The following is a 17,888-nucleotide window of genomic DNA, read 5'->3' on the forward strand; positions in this document are numbered from 1 at the left end:
TCCTGGCATTCCCAGGTTCAAATCCTGGTATCCCAGCCAACTTCTTCTACCAAGGAAAGTTGTTTAAAGAATAGCTCTAGCTTAGAGTTTAAATTAGCAAATTAGTGATGCGGGAGTGGCGGAATTGGTAGACGCGCTGGATTTAGGTTCCAGTATCTTAGGATGTGAGAGTTCAAGTCTCTCCTTCCGCACCATGTTCTTAACTAGAACGAAAACTTGTACAAATTTATAGTTGGGATATCGCCAAGCGGTAAGGCACCAGGTTTTGATCCTGGCATTCCCAGGTTCAAATCCTGGTATCCCAGCCAATTTGTTTATACTTCCTACTTAAATTACTCTTCCTTTTTGTATTACTCATAAGTACTCATAAGTACTCATAAGTACTCATAACTACTCATAACTACTCATTTTAAATCTATTTATTTTAAACTTCTGTATTTTTAATCTATCTATAAAATCTTATTTTAATAACTGTATTTTAGTGGCTATATTTTATTAGCAGCCCCTCTGCTACCGCACTTTTAATCAATAAATAAGCATAAAAAAAGACCCATAAATGAGCCTTTTCAATAGTTCGCAAATGTTATAGCAATTAGTATTAATTTAACTCGCCGCTAATAGCGTATTTTAAAACCCAGTTTTTTACCGGTCCGGTATTGTTAGCTATTTTTAAAAATTGGCTACGCGCCCATTTTAATGGTGCAATTTGATTAGAAAAGCCAAAGTAGCAGGCATCCATCATACTCATCATTAATAAATTTGCTTTGCGGCGCGATTTTTCATACTCATTTAATTTTAATGGGCAACCTATGTCATCAGCACTTAATAGCACCTGTGCAAGCGCTACAACGTCTTGAAAGCCTAAATTTACGCCCTGCCCGGCTAATGGGTTAATAGTATGTGCAGCGTCACCTACAAGCACTAGTCGCCCTTGCGAATATTTATTTGCGTGCTGGCGAGCCAGTGGAAACACCGCGTGCTTTAACACGGTAAAATCACCGGCAAGCTCAGGAAACTTTTTAACAATATGTGTTTTAAGTTGCAGCGGGTTTAAACCTTTAAAGCTTTGCAGTGTATTGGCATCGTCATACCAAATTAAATTAGCGTAAGGAGCCTGCATAGGTAAAAAGGCCAAAGGGCCGGTGGGAGTAAATTGCTGCCACGTTTTTACTTGTTGCGGCGCATCAAGTTTTATAAGTACGCCCATGCAGTGCTGCTGATACTGCCAACCGGTTATACCTATGTTGGCTTTAGCGCGTAATTGCGATTGCCCGCCGTCGGCTGCAATAACTAAATCAGCGGTATACGTTTGCTCACCATACACTAGCGTAATTGCATCTGAGGTTTGCTCAATACTCGTAATAGGCGCTGCTTGCTCAATAACTTCAATGTTGTATTGCTCAAATTGCTGCCATAAACTGGCTTGAATTAGGTTATTTTCAATTAAGTGGCCTAAATGCGTGGTGTTTATATCGGCGCAATCAAATAATAAATTATCACCACCGCGCTCAAACGCTTCTAATTGTTGATACGGCGCTAACCTACTTTGTTTTAAAAGTGGCATTGCGCCCAATTCGTCTAGCAGCTTTTCTGAAAAACGATTTATTGCCGATACGCGAATATCAACCTGATCACTGCTTAAAACTTGCTGCGGATTTATTAGTTTTTTTTCTATTATGCGCACTGCTTTGCCTTGCTGGGCAAGTTTAATTGCCATAGCAGCACCCACCATGCCAGCACCCACAACAATTACTTTATTTTTTGTCATGTTCTCATCTTTTTAATTTCTTAAAACTATTTTAATTGTATCGTAATTAGCTTGTTATGTGCCAAAGGATACGCTCAACTGTGGATAAAACTAAAGCTGCATTGATTTGAAATCACAAACATGAAAACTATACTTGGATTTACGTGTGTATCCAGCTAAAATACGCGTCCTTTAAGTGGGTATAGCGCAGTAATGCATTTCACTTAATCCTGTTTCTAGCACATTTTTGTGCCACTATCGAATTGAACACGAGGCAATATTTCAATGAGCAAAAAGCTGCATATTAAAACCTGGGGTTGTCAGATGAACGAATACGACTCTCAGAAAATGGCTGAACTTTTAGATGCCACCAATGGCTACCAGCTAACTGATGATGCAACAGATGCCGACGTAATTTTACTTAACACCTGTTCAATTCGTGAAAAAGCACAAGAAAAAGTGTTCCATCAGTTAGGTCGTTGGAAGTTGTTAAAAGACGACAAGCCAGACTTAATTATTGGCGTAGGTGGTTGTGTTGCCTCACAAGAAGGTGACTCTATTCGCCAGCGTGCGCCATTTGTAGACGTTATTTTTGGCCCACAAACGCTGCACCGTTTACCAGAAATGATTAAACAAGTGCAAGGCGATAAAGGCTCATCGGTTGTTGATATTTCATTCCCAGAGATTGAAAAATTTGACCGTTTACCAGAGCCAAAAGCCGATGGCCCATCTGCGTTTGTATCTATTATGGAAGGCTGCTCTAAGTACTGTACTTTTTGTGTTGTACCATACACTCGCGGCGAAGAAGTTAGCCGCCCAGTAGATGACGTACTATTAGAAATTGCCCAGCTTGCTGAGCAAAACGTACGTGAAGTAAACCTACTTGGCCAAAACGTAAACGCGTACCGCGGCGACACACACGATGGCGAAATTTGTTATTTTTCGGATTTAATTCGTCTTATTGCTGCCATTGATGGTATTGACCGTATTCGTTACACCACATCGCATCCAGTAGAGTTTACCCAAGATATAGTTGACGTATACGCCGATGTACCAGAGCTTGTAGATCATTTACATCTACCAGTACAAAGTGGTTCAGACCGTATTTTAAACCTAATGAAACGCGGCCATACGGCAATTGAATATAAGTCGACAATTCGTAAGTTACGCAAAATTCGTCCTAACTTAAGCATGTCGTCAGATTTTATTATTGGTTTTCCGGGTGAAACCCAAGATGACTTTGAAGCAACCATGAAGCTAATTAGCGACGTTGGTTTTGATATGAGCTTTAGCTTTATTTACAGTGCACGCCCAGGTACACCAGCGGCCGACTTGCCAGATGACGTAACCGAGCAAGAGAAAAAAGAGCGTTTATACTTACTGCAAAATCGTATTACACAAATGGCGCAACAAATTAGCCGTCAAATGTTCGATACAGAGCAGCGTATACTCGTTGAAGGTCCTTCTAAAAAGAACCCAATGGAATTACGTGGCCGTACCGAAAACAACCGTGTAGTTAACTTTGTTGGCCCACATACAGTGATCGGTCAGTTTGTTGACGTACGTATTACCGAGGCACTACCTAATTCTTTACGTGGTGACTTAATTCGTACAGAATCAGAAATGAACTTACGCCGTGAAATCGCTCCTTCAGCTATTTTAACTAAAGCTGCAAGCCTTGAGCCTAAACCTGACACTATAAACGAAATTGGCGTTGCTACTTTCGTCCCTTAGTGGAAATTTTAGCGCCAGTTAACACTGGCGCCATGCTATAGGAAGTAATTTTGAGTAATCAGTTAAAAACATTAGAGATTTATTTAGAACCTGCCGATAACAAACGCCTTTCTTCTTTATGTGGCCCGTTTGACGAAAACATCAAACAAATTGAACGCCGACTCGGTGTTGAAATTATCCACCGCGATAACTTTTTTAAAGTCACAGGCAAAACTTACAGTAGCGCCAGCGCTGTAGAAATTTTAAAAAACCTTTATATTGATACTCAACCTGTGCGCGGCGAAATTGGCGAAATAGAACCCGACAACGTGCACTTAGCCATTACCGAATCAAACGCCCTTGAACAAGACGCCACAACCAGCACTTACACCAAAGAAATGGTGATTAAAACGCGCCGTGGTGTTATAAAGCCGCGTAACGAAAACCAAGGTATATACGTTTCTAATATTTTGCATCACGATATTACCTTTGGCATTGGCCCTGCTGGTACAGGCAAAACATACTTAGCTGTGGCAACTGCAGTTGATGCCCTAGAGCGCCAAGAAATTCGCCGTATATTGCTTACCCGCCCAGCGGTAGAAGCAGGTGAAAAGCTCGGTTTTTTACCGGGCGATTTAAGCCAAAAGGTCGACCCATACTTGCGCCCGCTTTACGATGCGCTATTTGAAATGCTTGGCTTTGAAAAAGTAGAAAAACTAATCGAAAAAAACGTTATTGAAATTGCCCCACTTGCTTATATGCGTGGGCGTACGCTTAATGATGCCTTTATTATTTTAGATGAAAGCCAAAATACCACCGCAGAGCAAATGAAAATGTTTTTAACCCGTATTGGGTTTAACTCAAAAGCGGTTATTACTGGCGACATAACGCAAGTAGATTTACCACGTGGTGTGCGCTCAGGCTTACGCCATGCAATGGAAGTACTCGATGGCGTAGACGAAATAAGCTTTAACCACTTTAAAGCCCAAGACATAGTTCGACACCCTGTGGTTGCGCGTATTGTTGAAGCCTACGAGCGCAACGATGAAAGCGAGCGACTTATGCGCCTAGAAAAGCAAAAAGCCCGAGAGCAACTTGCCGCTCAACAACCGCCTGCTACTAAAGAGTAATACCGTGAACACTGAACTTGATTTACAAATAGCCTGTGAGTTTGACAACTTACCAAGCGAGGCACAATTTGCGCTTTGGGCCGACAAAGCCCTTAGCCAATACCGCGACGAATCTGAACTCACTATTGTAATTAGTGACGAAGCGCAGTCGCAACAACTCAACAACGACTACCGTGGTAAAAACAAGCCTACTAATGTACTGTCGTTTGAGTTTGAAGCACCACCGGGAATAGATATTCCTTTAGTAGGTGATTTAGTTATTTGCCCAGCTATTGTATTGGCTGAAGCAATTGAGCAAGAAAAGTCATTTCATGACCACTTTGCTCATATGGTTATTCATGGATGCTTGCATTTGCTTGGATTTGACCATATAAAGAGTGAAGATGCTTTTGAGATGGAAAGTATAGAAAAGCAATTACTTGCTGAGCTAAACATAGCAGACCCATATCGGGACGAAATTTAAATAAACGGAGTAATCAGATATAATGAGCGACGGTAACTCGCATTCTAGCCAGGGTTCTTCTGGAAAAAGCTGGCTGGGCCGAATAGCCCAAAAGTTTCAAGGGGAACCCCAGAACAGAGAAGAGCTGGTTGAAGTAATTGCCGATGCGCAAGAGCGGGATGTAATCGATCCAGAAACCAAAGAGATGATTGAAGGTGTGCTTGGCGTGTCTAAGCTTAAAGTGCGAGACATTATGGTGCCGCGCTCACAAATGATCACCCTTGAGATCGACAGCCCGCTTGAAGAGCTCATACCTATGATGGTTCACTCTACGCACTCACGCTTTCCGGTGGTGTGTGAAGATAAAGACCATGTAGAAGGGATTTTACTCGCTAAAGATTTATTACCCCTAATCTTAAACAAAGACGACTTACTGCCCTCACTGCGCGATTATTTACGCCCAGCAATGGTAGTACCCGAAAGTAAACGTGTCGATACCCTGCTTAACGAATTTCGTCAGCAACGCTACCATATGGCTATTGTTATTGATGAATACGGCGGTGTATCGGGCTTAGTCACTATTGAAGATATTCTTGAAATAATCGTGGGCGAAATAGAAGACGAACACGACGAAGAAGAAGAGCAACAAGATATTCGCCAACTTGCTAAGCATGTTTACGTAGTACAAGCGCTAACCCCTGTTGATGACTTTAACGAGCATTTTAAAACAGGTTACAGCACAGATGACGCCGATACTATTGGTGGCACTGTATTACATGCCTTTGGCCACATGCCAAGCCGTGGCGAAACCATTGATATAGAAGGTTACCAATTTAAAGTAACCAACTCTGACAATCGCCGCATCTTGCAACTGCAAGTCACCGTTCCTAAGGTTGATGATAACTACAGTGAAGATTCTGCTAACTAAGTTCACCTTATTAGCAAAAGATAAAAAAGCATGGCTCGCATTAATTGCGGGCCTTATTTTAACTTTTGCCTATGCCCCCTTTGAAATTTGGCCCATTGCATTTTTTAGCCTTGCTGCCATCATTTTTTGTATTAATCCAAAAAACACCGGTAAAACACACGCAAAAACAGCCGCTAAATATGGCTTTATATTTGGTTTAGGTTGGTTTGGTGCTGGTATTAGCTGGGTACATGTATCTATAGCCACTTTTGGCGGCATGCCATTAATCGCTTCTTTAGCGCTTATGGCCTTATTGTGTTCATACTTAGCGTTATTTCCTGCACTTGCCTTTTGGGCAACAACTCGCTTTGCCAGCGGCCCTAAAAGTTATGGCGCATTATTAATTGTAAGTTTTGCCATAAGCGAATACTTACGCGCACACTTACTAACAGGCTTTCCATGGTTAAGTTTTGGTTATACGCAAACCGACAGCCCACTTAGACTGCTTGCCCCTTATATTGGCGAATTTGGTTTAACCTTAGTATGTATTGCCATTGGTTTTGCATTGTATCGCCTAAGCCAAAAAGATTTTAAAACATTGGCCATAACCAGCAGTGCTTTAGCACTACTTTTTGCCGGTGCATACACCACAGGTACAGCACAGTACTCTGGAAAAAGCATGTCGACATTACTTGTACAAGGTAATATAAAACAAAATCTGCGCTTTGATCCCAGCCAGTTTTGGACCACCATGAGTAAATACCAAGACCTAACCCGCACACACTGGGACGCCGACTTAATAGTATGGCCCGAAGCCGCAGTACCCGAAATAGAAGCGCTTGCCGACTCATACCTAGCAGGCTTAGACAGCGCCGCTTCATTTAATAAAACCGCGCTAATTACCGGTGTTGTTGACTACCAACTCGACACTAAAACTATTTTTAATACCCTTATAGTAGTGGGTAATAAAAATAAAGATGATGAACACGGCCACTACCGCTACCTAGATAAAAACCGCTATCAAAAACACCAATTACTCCCTATTGGCGAATTTGTACCATTTGAAGATTTACTGCGCCCTATTGCACCGTTGTTTGATTTACCTATGTCGTCGTTTACCCGTGGCGACAAAGTACAAAACAACCTACGTGCTAACGGCTTTAATATACTACCCGCTATATGCTACGAAATAGTATTTGCCGACCTAGTGCGTGGTAATTATCAGCACAGCTCAGATTTACTCTTTACCGTAAGTAACGATGCTTGGTTTGGCGACTCCATTGGCCCCCACCAGCATATGCAAATCGCTCGCATGCGCGCTCTAGAGCTACAGCGGCCACTAATACGTGTTACTAACAACGGCGTAAGCGGCGTATACGACCCAATAAGCCACACGCAACAAAGCATGCCACAGTTTGAAGCAACCACCATGAAAGCCGACGTTAAGTTAATACAAGGCGACAGCGTGTACAGCCAATACGGCAACATGTTTGTATGGGGATTTGTGTTGTTGCTGGGTGTTGGCGGGTTTGGGATTAGGTTTAAGAGATAAATGAAAAATTCTAAACTTAGAGAATTAGCAATAGATTAAGCCCAGCGCAGTCTTTGGGCTTAACAATTAACTTTTCTGGTTAATTATTGCTCTACATCGCTCAAGCTAAGCAATTGACGCCTATTGCGTAATGTGAGTATTTTAATTTCATGTTCAACTTTATAAATAATTCGATAGCTACCAAATATTAATTCACGATATCTTGAGCCTAATAATTCTGGCACTTCCCGACCTAGTTCAGGTTGAGTACCAAGTAAATCTGTTCGATCAAAAATATCATTAACCCATTTGTCAGCCGCCGATGGTTTATCAAAAGCAATAAATTTAGCCATAGTGACTAATTTTTCTAATGCTAAAGGCGACCAAACTACTTTCAATCTTTAATACTCTTTAAAACTTGCGCACGAGCATCTGAGTTTGAAATACCCAGCCCCATAGAGAGTTGATCTTCAGCTTTTTGTATTTCCTCTAATAACTCTATTTTTTCCTGCATAGATTCATATTCAGCAACATCTAAAACCACAGCAACGCCTTTACCCCTTTGAGTTATTACAATTGGCCTTCTGGTTTCATTAACTTGGCGTATAAATGATGCAGCTCCAGCTCTAAAATCTGAAAGCGGCTGAATATCTTGATCTAAATGAAGCCTACTCATGATCGTACCTTTAGTTGTACTTTATATGGTACAAACTATAGTTAAAATAAATGTTAAATACAATACTTTATACTTAAGCTCAATAACAATATCGAGCGAAGTATATAAATCCAATTATACTAACTCTAAGGTAAACAAGCTTATTAAGCATCAAAATGATGCTAAATAAGCTTATATGACACCTTCTTTAGCGACTTATGTTTTGTGAATGTTGTTAAAAACTAAAGCATGGATGTTCTGTGTAGCAAAGCATATCTAAACACTCTGAGATGAATAGAGTATTATTAATTCCCTTGTTCGGTTTCGCTCCGCTCTTGCGTAACTCCTCTATATAAAATACGTTATTTAATTTGTGGGCTTTGAAAAAAGGCTGCACTAGGCAGCCTTTAATTTAAATGATTTTTTAACCCGTCTTATTATTTGGCTGCTTAACTATTTAACTAACTATTTAACTAATCTATTTAACGGTAAGCGGTGCGTTATTAATCGCTGATAATGGCAGGTTTACATCGAATAATTGGCCACGAACTTGGGCAACCCCCATAGCCTTTAAGCGTGCTGTGTGCATAGTTAAATACGCATTAGCTGATGCTTCATCTTCAAATAGGTAAATACCACCAGCAAGTTGACCTTGTTGGTTTTCGGTCCAAATTTTCCAAATAATACCGGGTTCATGGTTAATTGATTCGGCTAAATCTTTTAATGCTGCTGACATTTGCTCCCCAAACGGGCCTGCAAAATCAAAGTCTACCTGTAATAATTTTTTCACTATAAGCTCTCTTTTAACTAAAGCGCGGTATCACGCTTTTAATAATACTCTAATAAATTAGTTAGCTACCAAGCACACGCAAAGTAGCTAACAGGCTGCGTGACTTAGCAGCTTAATTTATTGCAATTAGCGACCAAATTCACTCGGTGGTGCTGGCACTACCAATGGTTTTTTCGGATTTGCTTTAAGCTCTTTTAATAACTCTTTTACAGCGCGTTCAATCGACGGATCTTGTCCGGCTTGAATAAGCTCTGGGCGATCAATCACTTCTATGTCTGGGCTTACGCCTTCATTTTCAATGATCCAGTTACCTTCGTTATCTAAAATTCTAAAAGTAGCGGCAATAACTGAGCCACCATCTACAAGCCCAGGGTTACCCGAAATACCAATTAAACCGCCCCAGGTACGCGTACCAATTAATTTGCCTAAACCTGCTTGGCGAAAGTAATACGGTAGTGCGTCGCCGCCTGAACTAGAGTAGCCATTGATCAGCATAGCTTTAGGGCCATCGTGTGCAAACTGCGGGGTTTTAGTTGGCTCTACACCACGGCGTTTCCAGTAGTTAAGCGGTTTACGCGCTAACCAAGTGATCATATGTTCAGGTATAAAACCGCCGCCATTGTAACGATCGTCTATGATCATCGCTTCTTTATTAGTTTGCGGTAAAAAGTTTTTAAATAACGAACGGTTACCTTCGTAATGGGTGTTAGGTAAATGCACGTAGCCAATACGCCCATCTGAAAGCTTATTAACATACTCAGCGCGCGATTGTGCCCACTGTAAGTAACGCAATCCAGTTTCGCTGGCAATAGGCGTTACCATTACTTTCCAGCTGTTTTTTAGGCTTGGTGATTTACTGAGTAGTAATTCAACCGATTTACCTTGGGTGTTTTCTAGTAGTTCGTAAAAGTTGACTACGCTTTTTACTGAGCGGCCATTTACTGCAATTATGTAATCGCCTACATTGGCGTTAATGCCGGTTTCGTTTAGCGGTGAGCGAAAGTTTTCGTGCCAGTTTTCGCCTTTAAAAATAGTCTCTATTTTTACAAAGCCTGATTTATGCGCGCTAATTTCTGCGCCCAATAAGCCATGCTGTAAACGAGGAGATGTTGGCATATCGCCCGAGTTAACATAAATATGCCCTGAGTTTATTTCGCCTGCTATTTCACTTAATACATAATCTAGGTCGGCTCGATGTGCAATAGCGTCTGCCATAGGTTGGTAACGCGCTAAAATAGCATTCCAATCTTGGCCATGATGGTTTTCGTCATAAAACCAGTCGCGCAGAGTGCGCCAGCCTTCACGATACATTTGTGCCCATTCGGTTTGCGGGTCAATTTTTAATACCATGTCTTGCAAGTTAAGTTGCGTAGCTTTTAAGTCTTGTTTAGCTTCTGGCTTTATTACGCTAATGTTTTTTCCTGCACGAGCAATAATATGCTCAGCATTAGCCGACACTTTATAATTACTCACTCCTGCTGCTATTGTGGCAACTTCACCATCAACGGCATTAGGCACTAACTTAAGCTCTCCTGCCGATAGTGTTAATACGCCGTCTTTTACGCCGCTTAGTGCGCCGTAGTTTCCTGCAGGTACATTTAGCGCCACAACGCGGCTCATAAAGCCGTTACTTTCTATATAGTTACTGGGTGCTTTAGCTGATTTTTTATCGTCTTTATCTGCTTTTGAGTCAACAATGCTTATTTCGTCACTCAGCGGTGTATTAAGTGGCTTGATTTTACTATTTACTGCAACCGAATACAGTCGGGTTGCATTGTTAAACATGTAGTCAAACTCGTAGCTACTAAAAGTTAAATTAAAGTCGCGCTCTGATGTGAAATACAATTGCTGCCCGTCGGGAGAAAACGCTGGGTTTGTCTCACTGCTCATGTCATCAGTTAAGCGAGTAACGCGTTTGTCTTTTAAATTGTAATGCCATAATGAGGCGTAGCGATTTTCGTTATTTTTAACAAACACTATATCCTCGCTATTAGGCGACCAAATATAGCTAGTTAAACCATCTTCATTATATTTTGCGGTATCAATTTTACGCTGCTTACCGGTTTTAATATCGAGCCACCACAGGGTGTGATTCTGATCGCTAAACAATAACTTTTTATTATCTGGTGACCAAACTGGCTCAAAACGCCAAATACTGCCATTACTGGTCAGTTGCTTAACTTGGTTATTGTTAGCTCTGTCTTTTAGGTAAATTTCGTACTCGCCTGTTTCATCACTCATGTAAGCAATATAGCGTCCATTGGGCGACCATGTAGCCGATATTTCACGCCCTTTTGGCGTATGGCTTAAGTTTCGGGTTGGGCCATTTTTAACCGGCACAGAAAACAGTTCGCCGCGTGCTGTAAATAGTACTCTTTTTCCATCGTGCGATACGTCCATTGAATCAATAAAGTCACTAACATTTTTACTGTAGGCCATTGTATGTTCACGGTTACCTTGAACATTTATGCTCAGCTTTTCAGATTGCTGCGTGGCGTCATCAAAGCGATACAAATAACCACCATTTTCATACACTATGGCGTTGGGCCCAGCCGAGGGCCAAAGCACATCAAAGTCGCTGTGGTTAGTTACTTTTATCGGATTTTTGCCATCTTGATGTTTGTATAAATTTAGCGTGTATTCTCTGTCCGACACGTAGTAAATGTTATTGTTAACCCAAGTAGGCTGTTGGTCGGTTGCTCTGTTGGTTGTTAATTGCTTTGATTTGTTATTTTCTAAATCGTAAACCCATACATCTTGTGCGCGCCCGCCACGGGTGCGTTTCCAAGTACGAAATTCGCGATCAATGGGTGTATACACATACTGTTTGCCATCGGGCGATAACATGCCACCGCCAGTTTCTGGTATGGCTAATGGTTGCTCTAGGCCACCCGCAGCAGGCACTATATAAGGTCGGCCAACACGCTGACCATAAGGGGTGCGGTTAGCTCTAAACACAATATGCTTACCGTCTGGGGTCCAATCAAGTACGCGATAATCAAAACCACCGCGCGGCGGCATTACACCTACGTCGTTATAATAAGTCAGTTGTTTTAAGTCGGAGCCATCTCGGTTCATTACATACACTTGGCGGCTGCCATTATATTGGGCAGAAAAAGCGATTTGGCTGCCATCTGGCGAAAATTTAGGAAAGGTTTCAAAACCAATATGATCAGTTAAGCGCGTGCTTTTACCTGTTTTAGTGTTTGCTATATAAATATCGCCCGCATAAACAAAGGTTACTGATTCTTTATGAATATCGGGAAAGCGTAATAAGCGGGTATCTTGTGTTTGATAAGCCGCAACCATCGGCGATATTGCCGGTGCAACCGCTACTGCTATTGCTGTTAATAAAGTGCGTAGTTTCAAGGTTATCGTCCTTACAATGTTATTTCATTTCATAATAACAATAAAAAGACAGTTTGCAGCTTTGTGCGACAAATTACTGTAACAAGGTGTAAATACAGTCATTGTAAAAGCTTAATAATTGGTAATATATTTCACTCACATTTTAATATTTTAAACACCTACTCTAGCTAAAAGCAGTACTTTAAGCCCATTAAAAAAATAAAAGTTAATACTGCCTTGATTTATTCAGCTTTTGTTAATACTATCTTGCCCAATAAAATCCATTACTTTCATGGTATTACCTAACGATCTGTAATTTGGTTTTATTTAATCATAAATACACATAAAAGGAATATAATGTGAACAAAATAGCTTCAATCTTTATCGCTGTTACCCTACTTTTAACTACCGGCTGTACGGCCATTATGACTGCAGAACAAGCAGCTCCTACGTTAAATAAGCCCCAAGTTGATGAAATACAAATTGCAGTGGTAGATCATCGCCCATATGTTGTAAATGGTGACAAACTCTCTGGTTTTGAAGGATTAAGTCGCTCTGGCTTTGGTATACCTTATACACAAAACATCATTACTGGCGAAACTATGCCACAACACTTAGGTAAACGCCTTGCTGCTGGTTTTATTCGCTCTGGTATTAACGCTAAGCTAATAGCTACCACACCACAGGTCGATATTAATGACATTAAAGCAGATAGCGATACTGCGACAATTATAATCGTACTTAACGAATGGAAGTATGATCACCACGCTTTTACTGATAACTCATGGTATAACTTTGATCTAATAATTAAGGATCGCACTGGTGCTACGCTTATAAATAAAAACTTTACTGGCGAGCAAGACATTCCAAGTATGCATACCAACGACTTACAAATGCTTTATAAAGAGCGCTTTGAATTAGCGTTTGCAGATCCTGAGGTTAAAGCGTTACTGTAATTTTAAACTACGCGAACATTTTTATTGGCGAACTAAATAAGTATTTAGTTCGCCAAAGCAGCAAACAATATAATTGTTATTTACGCGCTTAAATTAAAACCCCTTCTTTATTACTATTTAATATTTTCTGAAACCTCAATCATTACCGTTTGATCTACTTGTATAAGCCCGCGCTTTGGCCGGTCTAAATCTATAATAATAAATACGATTAAAGTAATTAACAAAGAAACCAATACTATGGGCACAATCATTCGCTTACCACTGAGTCCTGCGGAATAACCCATAATGCCGCCAGACGAAATAAAAACAATAAAGAGCAGTATTAATACCACCTCAGGTACATGCATTTGCAATAAAGCATTTCGCTTTCCTTGGCTGTCTATTACATCATTAAGCGATTTTACAAACGCTCCTGTAGTTACAGGCCTTGGGTCAACATTTGTGGCTGCGATAGCCAATGACCATAACTGACGCTGTAGGTTGGCTATTTTATTATTGTAGTCGTTACGCTGCGCGTGTTTGGTTAAATCTAATTGGCCTATAGCAACTCGTAAGTCTACATACTCTTTAAATAATTCATTGGCTTGTTTTTTGTATTCTTGTGGCAGTAATTCAACCCGTAATATGGCTGTGCCGATTGTGTTTGCTTCATCTATTAACGCCATGCTGCGGTTATCATACCGTTGCATCGACATGCTAAATGTAAAACCCAGTAGTAATGCTAACAAACCTAATATACTGCCCTGAATAGAACCCGTTAGCGTCTTAACCTCACTGTCGGTTCTGCCTTGAATAAACCGCCCTGCTCTAAAGCCTATTTCGTTAAAAATAACGATCGCAATAAACAATGTAACTGCAATTAATACACTGCTGTATCCATAAAGTAATTCATCTTCGAACATAATTTAGTAAATTCCACTGGCCATTATTTGGGTGTACTTTTTAAAGCGTACTCAACAAAGTTATACTTTAAAGATACGGTAAATTTAAACTGGAAGTAAGTAAAATTAAGTTAAGGGCTGATTCACCAACCTGCCTTAACGCTAAACATTATAGTCGTGATCGCCTCGTCTTTTCATTTCACTCATAACCAGCTCAACCATTTGTTGTTTTATTGCTGCTTGCTCTGATTTTAACTCCCCTAATTGCCGCTCTAGTATATCTATTTGCTCTTGTTGTTGTGAGTTTTTATATTTTTTAGACCCTAAATGCTCAACATCAATAGCTAAACTAGCATCACTTTTATTTGGCTCATTTGCGGTGCTATTTATGGTTAAACTGCTTTGAATTGGACTTTGTTTGAGTTTGTTAATTTGCTCTTGCAATGCAATAACCCGCCCTAAAAAGTGCTTATACACTTTTTCTAGGTTTTTATATTGATCGCCAAACATTGCGTTATCTTCACTGTACTTTTGTGCTTTAGTGTCTAAGAACTTTGATAAAACATATTTTGGCTCATCCTCTGTCTCACCTTCAGCAAGTTGCTTACCTGGTTGTGTTAAAGGCTGAGTATTAAGGCTGTATGCATGGTGTAAAGGGGGCGCCGGTGAAATCTTCATTACTTTATCCCTAAAATAGCTTTGTCACTATTATAGGTATCGACCTAACATTAAAATTCTTGAGTAACGTTTACAGGCTGGCTAAAAGCAAAAAGCCCCACTTTATGAAAGCAGGGCTTAAGTAATTATTACTTAAAATAATATTACGACTCAATAGCCAATAACTCAACTTCAAATATAAGCAGTGATGCCGGTGGAATGCTGCCCACACGTTTTTCACCGTAAGCCAGTTGATGCGGTACATAAAGTAGGTATTTATCGCCGGGGCTCATAAGTTGCAGACCTTCAGTCCACCCTTTAATAACTTGATGTAAACCAAAGCTAATAGGGGCTTTACGCTCAACTGAGCTGTCAAATACTGTGCCGTCTATTAACGTACCGTGGTAATGCACATTAACCATGCTTTTGGGGTTAGGCTTGTCATCGCTTTGCCCTTGGTGCAATACTTTGTACTGCAAGCCTGAAGCGGTCTCTTGTACGCCATCTACTTTTGCATTAGCTGCCAAAAAATCAGCTTCTATTTGCGCGTTAATACCCACTTGTTGTTTGGCTTTTTTGCTGTTTTTAAATATTAAAAAGCAAAATATGGCGATAATTACCGCTAATATTATATTAAGCATAGTTAATTTTTTTCCTCTTCTGGTTCTGCGTCTTTTTCATCTTCGCTATCGCCGTTTACAATGTCTGCAATATCTTTAAGTCGTGCTAAGGCTAGGCCGTTTACTGAGTTTTCAGGATAGTGCCCGTCAACTAAATCGCCAGCTTCTAAATCCATCAGTAAGTTAAGTGCCTGATCTACCGTCTCTACTGCGTAAATATTAAATTTACCAAGTTCAACTGCATTAAGTATTTCCTCATCTAACACTAAGTTAACTTGGTTAGATTTAGGAATGATCACGCCCTCTTCGCCAGTTAAACCGCGCATTTTACACAGTTTAAAAAAGCCTTCTATTTTTTCGTTTACGCCACCAATAGCTTGTACATCGCCATGTTGGTTAATTGAGCCTGTAAGCGCAATTGATTGACTCAGTGGTAAACTAGTAATAGCCGAAATTAACGCGCATAACTCGGCAAGTGACGCGCTATCGCCATCTATGTAGCCATAGCTTTGTTCAATTGCAATATTTGCACTGAGCGTTAAGCTAAAGTGCTGCGCGTATTTATTGCCTAAATAGCCGGTAAGTAGCATTACCCCTTTAGAGTGAATTGCTTTACCTAGCTCGGCTTCGCGCTCTACATCTAAAACGCCATCGGCACCGGCATAAACTGTTGCCGTAATACGCGCAGGTGTACCAAATGAGGTATCGCCAATATGCAGTACAGTTAAACCATTTACTTTGCCTATGGCTTGGCCTTGCGTGGCAATAAGGGTGTGCCCTTCTTTAATATCACTGAGCATGTTTTCGCTAATTTGCCCAGTACGATACTGTTTACCTTCAATGGCTTCGTCAATATGATGAGCGTCTATAACCGTTAGCTTGTCTTGTTTGGCATAATAACTTGCTTCGGCTACCAGCTCTAACACATCGGCAAAGCGGGCAGAGAGTTTATTATGATGCTCGGCTTGGCGATAACTAAATTTGAGCAAGCGCACCATTGCTGCTTCTGTAGTGGTGCATTTTAAAACGTGCTCACAATAGTCAGTTACTTTGGTAATAAATTGGTACTGTAATTTATCGCTACTCGGTAAGTAGTAGTCAAAGTCGGCTAGTATTCTAAACAGCTCAGCAAATTCTTCGTCGTACTCACCTATGGTGTAGTACAGCTCGCGCGAGCCTAATAATATTATTTTTACATCTAGCGGAATTAACTGCGGGCGCAACGTAAAACTGCTGCCTACAACGCTATCTTGATACGGTAAGTCATTTTTAATTTGATGGGTTTTAAGCGATAGTTTTAAACCATCCCACACTTGTGGGTTAGCCATTACTTTTTCGGCGTCCATCATTAAATAGCCACCGTTAGCGCGATGCAATGCGCCGGCCTGAATTGAGCGATAGCTAGTTATAAGCGAGCCTTGTGAGGTAGCGTACTCAACCTTGCCAAATATGTTGCCAAACGTTGGGTTAGGTTCGTAAACCACAGGAGCGGCGTCGCCTTCTTTAAACTCAACTAAAATATTGGGCGCAAAAAAGTCTGTAAGCATGCCTTTGCGATCAAAGTCTTCTTTGTTTTCTTCGCTTTCGCCTTCATCGTCTAACCACTCAAGCACAGCGTCAATAATTTCTACGCGAATGTCTTTTAAATAACGCAGCACGCCAATATGGCTGGCATATTTATGCTCTAAGTCTTTTAATAAGGGCTTAGTTGCTTGCTCGGCAGTCGACTTTTTAAGGTTACGTAGTTTTTCGGTAGATTCACGCTTCCAGCGCGGCAGCTCAATAAGTGCTTCTATTAATGTGTCTTCGAGTTTTTCAATTCTTTCAAAAAAGGTTTCACGTAGCTCATCTTCAAGGTGCGAAAATTCATTATCGCTTAGCTGCTTGCCACCTATTAATGGAGCAAAACCTACTACGCCTTTTTCTTCAATAAGCGCCACACTTTGTTCAAGCGCCGCAATTTCTACCGCGGTAATAGCACCGTCATAGGCGTCGTTAAATTCACGGTCTATGGATTTCTTTTTGCGCTGGTACGCAGGGTTGTCAAATGCGGCAGGAAAGGTGTCGAGCACTTCGTCAATAAAAGCATCAATGTCATCGGCAAGCTTTTTACTTTGCCCAGCTTGCATAAACAGTGCGATAGGCTCGCGGTGGTCGTCGTAATTATTTACATACAACCACTCATTAGGCGTTACTCTGCCTTTGGCATGCTCTTTTAGTTTGTCTTTTACTAGGGTAAAACGTCCATGTGCAGCTTCGCCCATTACGTATACATTATAGCCAGGTAAATCCATACCGAGTGAAAAGTCTAATGCACTTTGCGCCCGTTGTTGGCCTATAAAAGTAAAATGCTCTGGGTATGGGTTGCTCATGCAAGTATGCACGTGGCTAGTAGAAATGCTCGGCGCAAGCTTTGATACAGGTAGTGGCAGTAATTTTTTCGTCATTCTAACTTCTTTGTTTACCAGCGTATTCACTGGCTTTTGGCGTATTAAGTGGCCTGCAGCCACT

The 17,888-nt window shown here is 40.9% G+C and carries 15 protein-coding genes and 2 tRNA genes; 8 read left to right on the top strand and 9 right to left on the bottom strand.

Annotated elements, in window-relative coordinates:
• Positions 1–109 precede the first annotated feature (109 nt).
• Both I6F41_RS13045 and I6F41_RS13050 read left to right on the top strand, forming a co-directional pair.
• Positions 110–194 (top strand) — tRNA-Leu (locus tag I6F41_RS13045).
• A 39-nt stretch (positions 195–233) separates the two neighbouring features.
• Positions 234–308: transfer RNA gene (locus I6F41_RS13050), tRNA-Gln, on the top strand.
• Between the two features lie 290 nt (positions 309–598).
• On the opposite strand, the gene I6F41_RS13055 is transcribed toward I6F41_RS13050, so the two are convergent.
• Complete coding sequence (locus I6F41_RS13055; protein WP_011327736.1) at positions 599–1,768, bottom strand: FAD-dependent monooxygenase; 1,170 nt, start codon at positions 1,766–1,768, stop codon at positions 599–601.
• A 264-nt stretch (positions 1,769–2,032) separates the two neighbouring features.
• Here I6F41_RS13055 and miaB point away from each other — a divergent pair, with 264 nt between their 5' ends.
• From miaB to lnt, 5 genes are read left to right on the top strand one after another with little or no spacing between them, the layout of a single operon-like run.
• On the top strand, positions 2,033–3,481 hold the full coding sequence (miaB, locus tag I6F41_RS13060) for a tRNA (N6-isopentenyl adenosine(37)-C2)-methylthiotransferase MiaB (protein ID WP_086994706.1): 1,449 nt from the start codon (positions 2,033–2,035) through the stop codon (positions 3,479–3,481).
• A gap of 50 nt (positions 3,482–3,531) precedes the next feature.
• Positions 3,532–4,590 (top strand): PhoH family protein, encoded by a 1,059-nt coding sequence (locus tag I6F41_RS13065; protein ID WP_011327734.1) that lies wholly within the window; start codon positions 3,532–3,534, stop codon positions 4,588–4,590.
• A 4-nt stretch (positions 4,591–4,594) separates the two neighbouring features.
• Complete coding sequence (gene ybeY, locus I6F41_RS13070) at positions 4,595–5,053, top strand: rRNA maturation RNase YbeY (protein WP_011327733.1); 459 nt, start codon at positions 4,595–4,597, stop codon at positions 5,051–5,053.
• Positions 5,054–5,075: 22 nt separating this feature from the next.
• Positions 5,076–5,960 carry a CNNM family magnesium/cobalt transport protein CorC gene (corC, locus tag I6F41_RS13075; RefSeq protein ID WP_011327732.1) on the top strand — a complete coding sequence of 295 codons (885 nt, stop codon included), beginning with the start codon at positions 5,076–5,078 and terminating at the stop codon, positions 5,958–5,960.
• Positions 5,941–7,491: an apolipoprotein N-acyltransferase gene (lnt, locus tag I6F41_RS13080; RefSeq protein ID WP_172459234.1), complete on the top strand. Its 1,551-nt coding sequence runs from the start codon at positions 5,941–5,943 to the stop codon at positions 7,489–7,491. The genes corC and lnt overlap by 20 nt, the downstream gene beginning before the upstream one ends.
• Before the next feature lie 83 nt (positions 7,492–7,574).
• On the opposite strand, the gene I6F41_RS13085 is transcribed toward lnt, so the two are convergent.
• From I6F41_RS13085 to I6F41_RS13100, 4 genes are all read right to left on the bottom strand, one after another.
• On the bottom strand, positions 7,575–7,868 hold the full coding sequence (locus I6F41_RS13085; protein WP_086994712.1) for a type II toxin-antitoxin system RelE/ParE family toxin: 294 nt from the start codon (positions 7,866–7,868) through the stop codon (positions 7,575–7,577).
• A complete protein-coding gene (locus I6F41_RS13090) occupies positions 7,865–8,146 on the bottom strand; it encodes a type II toxin-antitoxin system Phd/YefM family antitoxin (protein ID WP_011327729.1) in 282 nt (93 codons plus the stop codon). The genes I6F41_RS13085 and I6F41_RS13090 overlap by 4 nt, the downstream gene beginning before the upstream one ends.
• Positions 8,147–8,603: 457 nt before the next feature.
• Entirely contained in the window at positions 8,604–8,915 is a 312-nt protein-coding gene (locus I6F41_RS13095; RefSeq protein ID WP_011327728.1) for a monooxygenase, read from the bottom strand.
• A 126-nt stretch (positions 8,916–9,041) separates the two neighbouring features.
• On the bottom strand, positions 9,042–12,224 hold the full coding sequence (locus I6F41_RS13100; RefSeq protein ID WP_442960628.1) for a S41 family peptidase: 3,183 nt from the start codon (positions 12,222–12,224) through the stop codon (positions 9,042–9,044).
• A gap of 398 nt (positions 12,225–12,622) precedes the next feature.
• Between I6F41_RS13100 and I6F41_RS13105 the strand changes: the two genes are divergently transcribed.
• Positions 12,623–13,219: a hypothetical protein gene (locus I6F41_RS13105; RefSeq protein WP_011327726.1), complete on the top strand. Its 597-nt coding sequence runs from the start codon at positions 12,623–12,625 to the stop codon at positions 13,217–13,219.
• A gap of 113 nt (positions 13,220–13,332) precedes the next feature.
• Here the strand turns inward: I6F41_RS13105 and I6F41_RS13110 are convergent, their stop codons facing one another.
• The 4 genes from I6F41_RS13110 to I6F41_RS13125 form a co-directional block, all read right to left on the bottom strand.
• A complete protein-coding gene (locus I6F41_RS13110; protein ID WP_011327725.1) occupies positions 13,333–14,121 on the bottom strand; it encodes a bestrophin-like domain in 789 nt (262 codons plus the stop codon).
• 141 nt (positions 14,122–14,262) lie between these two features.
• Entirely contained in the window at positions 14,263–14,778 is a 516-nt protein-coding gene (locus I6F41_RS13115; RefSeq protein ID WP_182676823.1) for a hypothetical protein, read from the bottom strand.
• Positions 14,779–14,921: 143 nt separating this feature from the next.
• A complete protein-coding gene (locus I6F41_RS13120) occupies positions 14,922–15,398 on the bottom strand; it encodes an FKBP-type peptidyl-prolyl cis-trans isomerase (protein ID WP_011327723.1) in 477 nt (158 codons plus the stop codon).
• Positions 15,399–15,400: 2 nt separating this feature from the next.
• Entirely contained in the window at positions 15,401–17,824 is a 2,424-nt protein-coding gene (locus tag I6F41_RS13125; RefSeq protein ID WP_011327722.1) for a Lon protease family protein, read from the bottom strand.
• Between the last annotated feature and the right edge of the window lie 64 nt (positions 17,825–17,888).

Source organism: Pseudoalteromonas sp. SCQQ13 (assembly GCF_015864415.1).
Lineage (GTDB): Bacteria > Pseudomonadota > Gammaproteobacteria > Enterobacterales > Alteromonadaceae > Pseudoalteromonas > Pseudoalteromonas nigrifaciens.

Excerpts from the sequence above, each read along its gene's own strand:
- I6F41_RS13055 (WP_011327736.1), bottom strand. The coding sequence starts at position 1,768 with ATGACAAAAAATAAAGTAATTGTTGTGGGTGCTGGCATGGTGGGTGCT.
- miaB (WP_086994706.1), top strand. The coding sequence starts at position 2,033 with ATGAGCAAAAAGCTGCATATTAAAACCTGGGGTTGTCAGATGAACGAA.
- corC (WP_011327732.1), top strand. The coding sequence starts at position 5,076 with ATGAGCGACGGTAACTCGCATTCTAGCCAGGGTTCTTCTGGAAAAAGC.
- I6F41_RS13090 (WP_011327729.1), bottom strand. The coding sequence starts at position 8,146 with ATGAGTAGGCTTCATTTAGATCAAGATATTCAGCCGCTTTCAGATTTT.
- I6F41_RS13100 (WP_442960628.1), bottom strand. The coding sequence starts at position 12,224 with ATGGTTGCGGCTTATCAAACACAAGATACCCGCTTATTACGCTTTCCC.
- I6F41_RS13110 (WP_011327725.1), bottom strand. The coding sequence starts at position 14,121 with ATGTTCGAAGATGAATTACTTTATGGATACAGCAGTGTATTAATTGCA.
- I6F41_RS13115 (WP_182676823.1), bottom strand. The coding sequence starts at position 14,778 with ATGAAGATTTCACCGGCGCCCCCTTTACACCATGCATACAGCCTTAAT.
- I6F41_RS13120 (WP_011327723.1), bottom strand. The coding sequence starts at position 15,398 with ATGCTTAATATAATATTAGCGGTAATTATCGCCATATTTTGCTTTTTA.
- I6F41_RS13125 (WP_011327722.1), bottom strand. The coding sequence starts at position 17,824 with ATGACGAAAAAATTACTGCCACTACCTGTATCAAAGCTTGCGCCGAGC.